Annotated in this window: 10 protein-coding genes; 8 read left to right on the forward strand and 2 right to left on the reverse strand. The window is 59.2% G+C overall.

The window, feature by feature from the left end; translation table 11 throughout:
* Positions 1-6: 6 nt before the first annotated feature.
* Positions 7-1158 carry an alpha/beta fold hydrolase gene (locus tag J3362_RS11545; RefSeq protein WP_349520932.1) on the forward strand — a complete coding sequence of 384 codons (1152 nt, stop codon included), beginning with the start codon at positions 7-9 and terminating at the stop codon, positions 1156-1158.
* Positions 1159-1311: 153 nt separating this feature from the next.
* Here J3362_RS11545 and J3362_RS11550 read toward each other — a convergent pair whose 3' ends face one another.
* Positions 1312-1983, reverse strand: coding sequence for a haloacid dehalogenase type II (locus J3362_RS11550; RefSeq protein WP_349519860.1), 672 nt, complete (start codon positions 1981-1983; stop codon positions 1312-1314).
* Between the two features lie 133 nt (positions 1984-2116).
* Here J3362_RS11550 and J3362_RS11555 point away from each other — a divergent pair, with 133 nt between their 5' ends.
* From J3362_RS11555 to J3362_RS11575, 5 genes are all read left to right on the forward strand, one after another.
* Positions 2117-3340 (forward strand): alpha/beta hydrolase, encoded by a 1224-nt coding sequence (locus tag J3362_RS11555; protein ID WP_349519862.1) that lies wholly within the window; start codon positions 2117-2119, stop codon positions 3338-3340.
* A 33-nt stretch (positions 3341-3373) separates the two neighbouring features.
* The gene (locus J3362_RS11560; RefSeq protein WP_349519864.1) at positions 3374-4285 is read left to right on the forward strand and encodes a LysR family transcriptional regulator; all 912 of its coding nucleotides are present in this window, start codon (positions 3374-3376) and stop codon (positions 4283-4285) included.
* A 231-nt stretch (positions 4286-4516) separates the two neighbouring features.
* Positions 4517-5737, forward strand: coding sequence for a Bcr/CflA family multidrug efflux MFS transporter (locus J3362_RS11565; RefSeq protein ID WP_349519865.1), 1221 nt, complete (start codon positions 4517-4519; stop codon positions 5735-5737).
* A gap of 68 nt (positions 5738-5805) precedes the next feature.
* A complete protein-coding gene (gene tpx, locus J3362_RS11570; protein ID WP_349519867.1) occupies positions 5806-6303 on the forward strand; it encodes a thiol peroxidase in 498 nt (165 codons plus the stop codon).
* A gap of 224 nt (positions 6304-6527) precedes the next feature.
* Positions 6528-7865 carry an MATE family efflux transporter gene (locus tag J3362_RS11575; RefSeq protein ID WP_349519869.1) on the forward strand — a complete coding sequence of 446 codons (1338 nt, stop codon included), beginning with the start codon at positions 6528-6530 and terminating at the stop codon, positions 7863-7865.
* On the opposite strand, the gene J3362_RS11580 is transcribed toward J3362_RS11575, so the two are convergent.
* Positions 7851-8276, reverse strand: a complete 426-nt coding sequence (locus tag J3362_RS11580; RefSeq protein WP_008172718.1) for a thioesterase family protein — start codon at positions 8274-8276, stop codon at positions 7851-7853. The genes J3362_RS11575 and J3362_RS11580 overlap by 15 nt on opposite strands.
* Before the next feature lie 292 nt (positions 8277-8568).
* On the opposite strand from J3362_RS11580, the gene J3362_RS11585 reads away from it, so the two are divergent.
* Both J3362_RS11585 and J3362_RS11590 read left to right on the forward strand, forming a co-directional pair.
* Positions 8569-10206 carry an MBL fold metallo-hydrolase gene (locus tag J3362_RS11585; protein ID WP_349519871.1) on the forward strand — a complete coding sequence of 546 codons (1638 nt, stop codon included), beginning with the start codon at positions 8569-8571 and terminating at the stop codon, positions 10204-10206.
* A gap of 191 nt (positions 10207-10397) precedes the next feature.
* On the forward strand, positions 10398-11789 hold the full coding sequence (locus J3362_RS11590) for a succinylglutamate desuccinylase/aspartoacylase family protein (RefSeq protein WP_349519873.1): 1392 nt from the start codon (positions 10398-10400) through the stop codon (positions 11787-11789).
* The last annotated feature ends 34 nt before the right edge of the window (positions 11790-11823 follow it).

Raw genomic sequence — 11823 nt, forward strand, 5'->3', positions numbered from 1 at the left:
ATGCCCATGCCCAATCTCTTCAAATTCGCCGCCGACCGCGCGGCAGCCGCTACCCGGCAAACGACCCTGTATGCCGGCAATGCCTTCGACCGTGTGTTCCGGGCCGCCAGTCTGGTTCAGGCCGGGCAGACGCCGTTTGAAACCCTGCATACCGACGGTCTGGTCAGTCTGCGTTACTACCCGCCATTGGCCGAGGATTTTATCGAGCTGGACGGGGAGACCATCGCGGTTGAGCGAAAAGCGCACAGGACACCAATTGTGATCGTACCGCCCCTGGCGGTGAACATGCTCATCTATGACTTGTTCCCCCAGCGCAGTCTGGTGCGGTTTCTGCGGGCCAAGGGGTTCGAGGTGTATCTGATTGACTGGGGCATGCCCACGCGGGAGCACAGCCACTACAACCTGCATACCTATGTGGCCGAATTGCTGCCGGCCAATCTGAACCGGGTTCGGGAGCACAGCGGGAAACAGGAGTTGTCGCTGCATGGCTGGAGTATGGGTGGCATGTTCACGCTGTTCTATTCCGCCCTCAGCAACGACCAGCACGTGCGCAATGCCATCGTGCTGGGCTCGCCGATCGACAGTCACGCATCCGGTATTCTGGGGCTTGTGAATCAGCGCATGGCGGACGTGGCCGGGTTTGTTCGAGAAAGGACCGGGTTCCGGCTTCACGATGTGAAACCTCACTGGTTTCATACCCCCGGCTGGGCCAATACCATCGGTTTCAAGCTGACCAATCCGATCGCCAGCGTGATGAGTTACTGGGAGTTGATCATCCGGCTGGGTGACCGGGAGTTTGTCGCCAACCATGCGACCACGTCGGCGTTTCTGGACCGGATGGTGGCCTATCCCGGCGGGATTATTCAGGACACGGTGGTGCGGGTCTGGATCGACAACCAGCTGTCCAAAGGTGAGATCCAGATCGGCGAGGACATTGCCAGGCTGGACAATGTGAGTGCCAACTTACTGGCCATTGCCGGCGGGGACGATACGCTCGTGACACCCGGTGCAGCCAAGCGGGTGATGGATCATGTGAGTTCTACGGACAAGACGTTCCGGGTTGTGCCGGGTGGGCATATGGGCATTCTTGCCGGGAGCAAGGCTCCGCGTCAGAGTTGGCTGGAGTTGGCGGAGTGGCTGGCTATTCGGTCGGACTGAGTCCTCTGCCTCGGATGCTTTGGAGATTGCCGGCAGGTGTTGGGGTAGGCTTTCCAAAACACGCTACGAGCACATCCATGTGCGCTTGTTTCGGGCCATCCTTGGCCCTCTACAGTTTTGGAAAGCCTACCCCAACACCCGCCTCCTCTTACTTCAGAGGTTCTTCAGTGTTACCTCCAACCCTGAAAGACTGCTGATCACTGCTGAGGGCTGAATCCCCCAGTCTTCGAAAACCTTATCCGGATCCCTTTTTACCCAGATTGCGAGTAATCCTGCAGCTCGAGCCCCAATTACATCCCAGGGGTTACTGGATACAAGACACAGGGGGTTTTCCCAGGAACCAGTGGCTCTCCGAGCGTAGGTGTAAACAGCAGGATCGGGTTTGAAGCTTTTGATGTCATCCACCGAGACCAGACCTTCAAACTGGTCCAACAGATCGTTATGTCCCAGGACCTTTTCCAGCGCCGGATAACTTCCGTTAGAAAACGCGAACAGCGGATACTGCCCTTTCAGTGTTTTCAATGCCGGCAAGGCATCGTCGAACGCAGGCAGAGACAGGTAAGCCGCCATCAGGGCGTTTTCGCGTTCTTCGGACAGGGTCAGTTTGTGGGTTGCCATGGCGTAGCGCAGGGCTTGCCGGGTGCAGACACCGAAATCTTCGTAGACTTTCATCAGGCCCTTGCGAAACGAGAACTCCAGCTGTTTCTCCCGCCACAACGCGGCTACGCCCTCTGCCCTGTCACCAGCGTCTTCCGCCAGCAGGCGGGACATGCCCATGGGGTCAACCAGGGTTCCGTAGACGTCGAAAGCGAGAGTCATGCTCATTGGCGGGGCTCCTCATCCGGAAGGCGGTTCGGGGTCGTATACTGAAGTCACAGTATCGGGATTTGAACGATCACTCAACACAGTCACCAATGACGACGGTTCAAACGAAAGGAGCGAAACCCACTCGCCGGCTATGACTATTCTCAGGAATTGGCTCGTTTTACTGGTGCTGGCCGCCACCACCGCGTGCGCCACCAGCACGCAACTCTACACGCCAGGGCCATCAACATTAGGGACCGAACCGGTTACTGATTTCGACCGTTATGTGGCATCGGTTAAAGCCTACGTCGATACCAATCTGGTGCCGGTGGAAGGGTTTGAACGGGAACAGCAGGTATTATGGAACCTGCCATACAGGCTGTCGCCGGCCGCCGATTGTAACTCCGGAGATCGCACCGGGCTGTTGCTGGTGCACGGCCTGAGCGATTCGCCCTTTGTGTTCCGGGATCTGGCCCGATACCTGGCGGATCAGTGCGTGGAAGTCCGAACCCTGTTGCTGCAGGGACACGGAACCCGTCCCGGGGATATGGTGACGGCCAGCGCCGACGTCTGGCGCGATCAGGTACGCAATCACTTTGCCGCCCTGTCACAGGATGTGGATCGGGCGTTTATTGGCGGCTTTTCGCTGGGCGGTGCACTGGTCACAGATTACGCCCTTTCGGAGACCGGACCGCGACCGGCGGGTCTGATTGCAGTCGCGCCCGCCTGGCAGCTTAACGGTCTGCGGGATTACCTCTGGCTGGCACCCATCGCCGACGTTTTTGGTGATTTCGTGGAAAAAGAACCCGAGCTTAACCCGGTGAAGTACGAGTCTTTTTCCTTCAATGCAGGCAGCCAGATCGGCGATGTCATCTCGGCAGCGCAAAGCCGCATAACCCAGCAGGAAAGCCTCGATATACCCCTGTTCCTTGCCGCCACCGAGGCCGACTCGGTGATCAATCTCGAGTATCTGGTCACGCAATTCCGGGAGCGGTTTACCAATCCCGGGAATGCCATGATGGTTTTTCGGGATACCCGTAAATCCTGGCCGGACACGCAGGCCGATGAGCGCATCCGTTTCCTGAACAGCTATCTGCCTGACGCCAATATTCTGGAATTCTCTCACCAGTCCCTGCTGATTGCGCCGGATAACGAACTGTACGGCCTGGGCGCGCCGCTGCAAAGGTGCCTGGAACCAAACAACATTTCTCTCGAGGATTGCCAGCAATTACCGGAGGAAGATCTCTGGTTCAGCGCCTGGCACGATACGGAGCGGCCCGTGTTTACCAGCCGGCTGACCTACAACCCCTGGTTTGATGATCTTGCTCAGGCCATCGGGTCCTTCATCAAGGAAAGCGAGTACACCAAGGTGCCGTAGCGCCACCAGGGGCATCGGGTTACACTGCCATTCATGAACCCGATTGATACATTCAACCTGGATTTCCGGGCCCTGAGTACGTTCCTGGCGGTGCTTGATGAAGGCAGCGTGTCCCGTGCTGCGGTGCGGCTGGGTGTTACCCAGTCGGCGGTGAGCCACACGTTGGAGCGTCTGCGCCAGGCTTTAGGTGACCCCCTGTTCGTGAAGTCCGGGCGCGGCATTGTGCCAACCCGCTACGCGCTGCAGGCGGGGCCGCATATTCGCCAGATTCTGGATGACCTGCAGTCTCTGTCCTCAGGCCCGCCGTTTAGCCCCGCCACGGCCGAGTTCACGTTCACGATTGCTGCCAATGATTACCAGCGGGACCTGCTTTTGCCCGGCCTGGTGCGTACCTTGCGGCAGGAAGCTCCGGGCATCAGCCTTCAGGTGATTCCATCTGGCATTCCCCGGGCAGACCTGTTGCGCAAGGACGCCTGCGATCTGATTATTTCGCCCCATGCGCCGGAGGCGACAGACATTATGCAGCGGGGCCTGATGGCCGATCGGATGGTGGTGTTCTACGATCCCGACTATCGCAAACCGCCTGCAGATCTGCCGGAATACCTGAAGGCGGACCACATTGCCCTGCTGTTTGCCACTGGCGAGAAGCCAACGGTAGAGACCGCCATGGATACCCGTGGCCTGATTCGCCGCAATGTGGTAACGGTTTCCAATTTTTCCGGCCTGCCGGAGTTCCTGCGAGGCACGGATATGCTTGCCACGGCGCCGGAAGGCATGAGCAAACACTTACTCCGCGACTTCGCCTGGGTGCCTCTGCCCTTTGATTTCAAACCCTTTACCCTGCTGATGTTGTGGCATCGCCGCAATCAGAACGATCCTGCCCACAAATGGCTGCGGAATCAGGTGAATGCTGTTGCCGCTACGCTCAACGGTCTGAAAAGTTAATCAATTAGTTTTGCTCATAGGTTGTATGAGCTTTGCTGGCGTTATCTTCTTACCTCCTCTCACCTAGACTGCCATTACTCGGCGGTCGGCCAGGTTGGGAAAGGCTTTCCAAAACACGCTACGAGCACATCCATGTGCGCTTGTTTCGGGCCATCCTTGGCCCTCTACAGTTTTGGAAAGCCTTTCCCAACCTGACCTGTCGTAACTCTTCGATAACGCATCAGGAAAACTATGCTGACTTTGACCAGTGTCTGGACAACGATACTTCTTGCCGCCGCTGTGGCCCTTGGGCCGCTGGCAACGGACATGTATCTGCCGGCACTGCCACAGATTGGTTCAGACTTTGGCACCGGTACCGATCAGGTTCAGCTGACACTGAGTCTGTATATGGTGGGCTTTGCTATTGCCCAGCTGATTTGCGGTCCGTTGGCGGACCGTTTTGGTCGCAAGCCGATCATGATTGGCGGTTTCGTGCTTTTCGCCATAGCCAGTATTGGCTGTGCCCTGGCGACGAACATTGAAACCCTGATTCTCTGCCGTTTCCTGCAGGCCCTTGGTGGTTCTGCCGGCCCGGTCCTGGGTCGGGCGGCGATTCGGGATATCTATACGCCCCGCGAAGCTGCCAAGATCCTGGCGATCCTGGCCAGCATCATGGCCCTGGCGCCCGCAGTTGCGCCGACCATTGGCGGTTTGCTGACCGCCAGCCTGGGCTGGGCTTCGGTGTTCCTGGCACTGGGTGGCTATGCACTGGTGATGGCGGTGGTGGTGGCCTTCGGGATTCCCGAGCCCATGCGCCCGGAGCATCGCCAATCCCTGAAAATCTGCAGCCTGTTGCGGAATTATCGAACCATCGCGAAAGACATCAGCTTCGTGGGCTACACACTAACCAACGCGCTTATCTTTTCCGGTCTGTTTGCTTTCCTGTCCGGTTCTTCATTCGTCCTGATCGATTTTCTGGGCGTGCCGACCGAGCAGTTCGGCCTGTACTTCGCCTGCATGGTGGCCGGTTACATCGTCGGCAACCTGACCGCCGTGCGTCTCGGCCGTCGTCTGCTGCCGGACCAGATCCTGGTTCGTGGCCTGATCATCGCCGTCGGCGGCGGCAGTCTGATGGCCGTGCTGGCACTGAGTGAGGTGTTTAACGTATGGGCGGTCATTTTGCCCCAGGCCCTGTTTATGATCGGTACCGGGATGGTCCTGCCCCAGACCATGGCGGGCGCCCTGGCGAACTTCCCCACTATGGCCGGCTCCGCCTCTGCCCTGTTCGGCTTCACCCAGATGGCCGTCGCCGCAGTTGCCGGCATGCTGGTCGGCCACCTGCACGACGGCACCTCTCTGGTCATGGCCACCATCATCGCCGCCTGCGCCGCGATTGCCATGGGCTGTTATTTGCTGCTGGTTCAGCGTTATCCTGCCAAAGGTTTCGAACCACAAAGCGCAACCAGCAGTTAAGGAAAAATCATCCAAAGTGGTCTACACAGAGTACGTAAGACTCTAAACCAGACGACAAGGAGTACCCCATGAGCAGCGTAACCCTGGACGGCAACCCTATTGACGTGAGCGGCAAATTTCTCGAGGCAGGCGACACCGCCCCTCCTTTCACGCTCACCAACAGCGGCCTGGAAGAAGTGAAACTTGATAACTGGGCCGGCAAACGCAAAATTCTGAACATCATTCCCAGTATCGACACCGGAGTCTGTGCCGCCTCCACCCGGAAGTTCAACGAAAAGGCCGGCAGCCTGGACAACACCGTGGTCCTTGTCATTTCCGCCGACCTGCCCTTCGCAGCCGCCCGATTCTGCGGTGCCGAAGGTCTGAAAAACGTCGAAACCCTGTCAACCTTCCGGAACTACAGCTTCCAGCAGGACTACGGCGTCGCCATGCAAGACGGCCCCCTCGCCGGTCTCTGCGCCCGGGCGGTGGTTGTGCTGGATGAAGACAACAAGGTTCTGCACAGCCAACTGGTTGGTGAGATCAAAGACGAGCCGGATTACGATGCAGCGCTGAAGACGCTTTAAGCGCTCAAATTCAAAACCGGGAAGCTGGAAACACCACCAACGGTCTGGGCAAAGGCGCCGGAACGACTTAGCAGGAGTGTGCATTGCCAGGGATGGCAATGCCAAGCCCCCAGGGATGGGTCCACGGCGTCTCCTGATAAGTCGTTCCGGCGACTTTGCTAACACCAAAAGCCAGACCTGTTAGAATCTCGCCTCCAAGCCAAACCGAAGGCCCACAACACCCCGTGCAGACCACCACCCAGAACCCATCCCTGGCCCGCCAGCTCTACAGCATGACCTGGCCCATGCTCTTTGGGGTGTTGTCCCTGATGACCTTCCAGCTGGCCGACAGTGCCTTCGTAGGTCAGCTAGGTCGGGATCCGCTGGCGGCACTGGGTTTCACCCTGCCGATGCAGCAACTGATCATCGGCCTTCAGGTGGGTCTGGGGATTGCCACCACGGCGATCGTCTCCCGCACACTGGGAGCCGGCGATGAAATTCGGGCGTACCGGCTGGGCGGACTGATTATTACCGTGGGCGGCAGCCTCGTGTTCGTCATTTGCGTGACTCTGTGGTTCCTCCAGGGGCCCATCATGACCGCGCTTGGCGCGGAAGACTCACTTCTACCCCTGATCCGCCAGTACTGGATTCCCTGGCTGATGGCGGCCTGGACCGGCGCGTTCCTGTACTTCGGCTACAGCGTGTGCCGCTCCCACGGCGATACCAAATTGCCTGGGTACATGATGGTGGCCACGAGCCTTACCAACATCGCCCTGGATCCGCTCTATATCTTTGTTTTCGGCTGGGGACTGCCCGGTGCCGCCTGGGCAACCATCACGTCGTTCGGAATCGGCTGTCTGGTGATCTACCCGAAACTTCTGAAACGCCAATGGATCCGGTTCGATTTGCGGGAGCTTGCTCTCTGGAAGGCCCTGAAACAGCTGAACGGCATCATGGCCCCGGCCATGGTGAGCCAACTGATGCCGGCGGTCTCGGCCATGCTCGCAACAGCACTGGTGGCCGGCTTTGGCTCCGCCGCCGTCGCCGCCTGGGGTCTGGGTACCCGCCTGGAATTTTTCTCCATTGTGGTGGTGCTGGCCCTGACCATGTCCATGCCGCCGATGATTGGCCGCATGCTGGGTGCCGGAGATATCGAGCAGATCCGGAAACTGGTGCGCCTTGCGGTCCGGTTTGTGGTGGTCTGGCAGCTCGCCATTGGCCTGACCTGGGTGGTCGCTTCCGGGTTGGTGTCGGAACTCTTCTCCAGCGACAGCGATGTTCAGGAGGTTCTGGCCGGTTACCTGGTGCGGGTGCCGCTGAGCTACAGCGGCCTCGGCGTGTGTATGCTGATGGTATCCGTGTGCAATGCCCTCGGCCTGGCGATGCGGGCACTGCTGGTGTCCACCCTTCGCCTGTTCCTGTGCTTCCTGCCCCTGCTCTGGATCGGCAGCCAGATCAACGGCGTCTATGGGCTTATGAGTGGTGCGCTGGTGGGCAATCTGTTTGCCGGCGCCATGGCTTACAGTTTCTACCGGTCCGGCATGGCGCGTCTAAAAGGCGAGATATCCTCAGGCAAAGCGTGAGCGGAAGCTTTCGGGCACCGGCACCACTTCCTTGCGGTGGTAGTTGAAGAAGACAAAGCCGTACTTCGCCAATGCTACTGGCTGGCCGCTCTCGGCCTTGGTGACACGGAACACGAAATCTCCGCCGTACTTGTTGAAGTCCATCAGGCCTACTTCAAAGCGCAGCATTTCCGGAAAGAAGGACTCGGACTGGTACATGGTGGCCAGGTCGGTGACGATAATGCCGGTGCCGTCCTTGCTCGCTTCCTGGATGCCGTAGCTGACCAGGAACTGGGCCCGGGCCTCGGAGAGCATGGAGATGAGGGCGTCGTTGCCGAGGTGGTTGGCGCCGTTGATGTCGGTGATTCTGACGGGCATCCTGGTTTCGAAGCAGAAGACGTCGTCCGGGAAGGAGAGTTTGATTCGGGCCACGTGGGTTCCTGTTTTCACTGGGTATCTTGGGGCAAATCATACGCTGTTCGACTTTAGTGTTCATCTCAAGACGCCCAGTCCCAAATCGGTTATCTTGCTATGAGACCTCCGCGCCGATGGTTTTGGTGGAGCGACGGCAGGGAAGGGCTTTCCAAAACACGCTCCTTTCGGCACGTCCATGTGACGCTTGTCTGTCGCCATCCATGGCGACAGACAGTTTTGGAAAGCCCTTCCCTGCCATCGTTCGTATCACTCCCGCGCACTGACAATAAATATTTGAAGATGGAGTTTTATGGATATTCGCCCTGCTGCCACCTTGGTTCTGGTTCGAGATACGGCCGACGGCCTTGAAGTCCTGCTGCTGCAACGTACCTGGGACGCGGTGTTTATGCCCGGCTATTTCGTATTCCCCGGCGGTCGGGTCGAGGAAAATGAGACTCACGGCCAGGATCATATAATCGGGACCGCAGACGCCGAGATCAGTCAGATCATGAGCGTCGATGAGGGCGGCGCGGACTATATGTTGGCGGCGGTTCGGGAGTGTTTCGAGGAGTCCGGCGTTCTGGTTGCGGTGGATAAGCAGGGCAACCCGATTGTCGGGGATCATCCGGCCCATGCTGATCGGCAGTCGGTGTTCGGCGGCGAGCTGTCTCTTGCCAGCTTGTGTAAAAAGCACGGTTTGTCGATCCCCCTGGACAGGCTGGCTTACCTGGGCCACTGGATTACGCCACCGGGGCCACCACGGCGTTTCGACACACGGTTTTTTGTAACGCCTGCACCGGAAGGCCAGTTGGCCGGTCATGATGGGGTCGAGACCATTGATCATGCCTGGCTTCGTCCCGAGCAGGCCCTTGAGGATCATCGCAATGGCCTGCGGTTGCTGGGGCTGCCGACGATCCGGACGCTGCGGGTGCTCAGTGATTTCGACACCACTGAGGCGCTGATGCGCTACGCCCATGCCAATCCGCCTGAGCCCTATCCAAGTAAGCCCTGGCCGGCGACGAAAAAGGGCAAGCCGGTGACGCTGGAACCGGGTGCGCCGGCCTATGATGAGGCGGCCAAGCTTGATCCGGAAGGTGAGGGGTCGACCCAGGCGGAGATTATTCCCGGTGAGCCGGTAGAGGTCGCTGCCCGGGTTACCCGGCTGACGGCGCCCAACCCGGGCATGATGACCGGGCCGGGTACCAACACTTACATTCTGGGCCATGAACGCTTTACGGTGATTGATCCCGGCCCCGCCAACGAGTCCCATATCGAGCGGATTCTGGAGGTGACCGGTGGGGTGATTGATCAGGTGCTGGTGACCCACACGCACCAGGACCATTCGCCGGCGGTTGCTGCCCTGAAAGAACGCACCGGCTGTCGGGTGTTCGGTTGGCCGGCGCCCGCGGGTGCCGGGCAAGACCAGACCTTCCGGGCCGACGATGAACCGGAGCACAGTGATCTGATTGTGACCGAAGCCGGGGTCCTGAAGGTGCTGCATACCCCGGGGCATGCGTCGAACCACCTGTGTTTCCTGCTAGTCGACCAGAAGCTGCTGTTCTCCGGTGACCACATCATGCAGGGCTCAACGGTGGTCATTAATCCGCCGGACGGCGACATGAAGGCCTATATCGAGTCGCTCTACGAGTTGCTGGCAGAGTCTGTACGTTACATTGCGCCGGCACACGGGTTCCTGATGGGGCATCCCGAAGCGGTGATCGATTTCCTGATTACCCACCGCCTCTCGCGCGAACACAAAGTGGCCCGTGCGCTGGAAGCCCTTACTCCCGTGGATCTTCAAGCCCTTACCGCCAAAGCCTATGACGATGTTCCGGCGGCCATCCACGGCCTGGCGGCACGGTCAGCCCTGGCGCATTTGCTGAAACTGGAAGCGGAGCACCGGGCGTTCCGGGAGGACGACCTCTGGCATGCCATACACGAGAGCTAACGCGGTCGTAACGAAAGCACACCGGATTTCGCAAAACACCCATATTGTTGATCGCTTTTCCGGCGTATAACAGGGTTCGTTATAACTTGCCCGGATTTCATGAAAGTGGCATTAAACCTTTGTCACAGCGGTATTCATGACCGACAGAGGCACTCTATCCTTGAGCGCACACTGACGAACCGTGAGGAAATATGCTGTTTGAGCGGCTTAAAAAACCGTCCCCCCGGATCCTGCTGATCGGCCTGGTAGTTCCCTGGTTGTCGGCACCGCTTTTGGCCGAAACCGATTCGGCAAAGGCCAGCCAAAAATCCGAAGTGCTGGTTGCCGAACTGGCCGAGGACGAAAGCGTCGAGGACGTTGAACAGTCAGTTCCCTTGCAGACCAAAGGGCAGGAAAACAAAGCCCGGAAACCGGAAGCCGCACGGGGCGGTGCCGGTGTCGATACGCCCTCAGCAGCGTCACGGAAAGTGGCGCCGAATATCGATCTGAAACAGGTGGCGCCGCCACCGGAAACCCAAGTGTCAACGCCGGCCGACACGGATGCGGATGCCGCCGAATCCGAGGTGATGGCAACCGAAGCCGTGGCCGAACCTGAGCCGCAACCCGAACCCGAAATTCTCGAGGGCAAGGTATTCACCCTGCTCGACAACGACGTCATGCCGGGCACGTCTACCCGCCTGGCCTGGACGCCAGGCATCCAGATTGCCGGTCTGTCCCAGACCACGCCGGTACTGGTGGTTAACGGTATCAACGCCGGCCCCACCCTGTGCCTCACCGGCGCCGTCCATGGGGACGAACTGAACGGCATCGAAATCATCCGCCAGACCATGTACGACCTGAACCCCGAGAAGCTCTCGGGCACGGTGGTAGGCGTGCCGATTGTAAACCTGCCTGGATTCCAGCAGGGCAGCCGCTACCTCCCCGATCGTCGGGATCTCAACCGGCATTTCCCGGGCAGTCCCAACGGCAGCCTGGCGGACCGGATTGCCCATTCACTGTTCGAAAACGTGATTCGCAAATGCGACATGCTGGTGGACATCCATACCGGCTCACTGAAACGCACCAACCTGCCACAGCTTCGCGCCGACATGAACAATCCGGATGTGGCGGAATTTACCCGCGGCTTTGACCGCATGGCGGTGGTGCACAGCTCGGGCTCTGCCGGCATGTTGCGCACGGCCGCAGTGGAGGCCGGCATTCGAACGGTCACCCTGGAAGCGGGCGAATCCCACCGTATCCAGCAACACCAGATCAGCGCCGGCGTTAACAGCCTCACCAGCCTGATGGAGCGCCAGGGCATGATCTCCCGAATGTTCGTGTGGGGCGATCCGGAACCGGTCTACTACGATTCCGACTGGATCCGGGCCGATCACGGCGGGATCCTGTTCAGCGAAATTGAGCTGGGGGCCAATGTGTCGGAAGGTGAGATTCTCGGTTACGTCTCCGACCCGATCACCAACGCCCAGCACCCCATCCGGTCCACCAGTGATGGCCGTGTGATCGGTATGGCCGTGGACCAGGTCGTGATGGCCGGTTTCGCCGCCTACCACATTGGTACGGAGGCAGAAGTTCCCGGAGAGTAGTATGCTAGGCTTTTTTCGGGCATCACCAACCCAG

The sequence above is a fragment of the Marinobacter sp. NFXS11 genome (assembly GCF_040148675.1).
In the GTDB taxonomy this organism is placed as follows: Bacteria; Pseudomonadota; Gammaproteobacteria; order Pseudomonadales; family Oleiphilaceae; genus Marinobacter.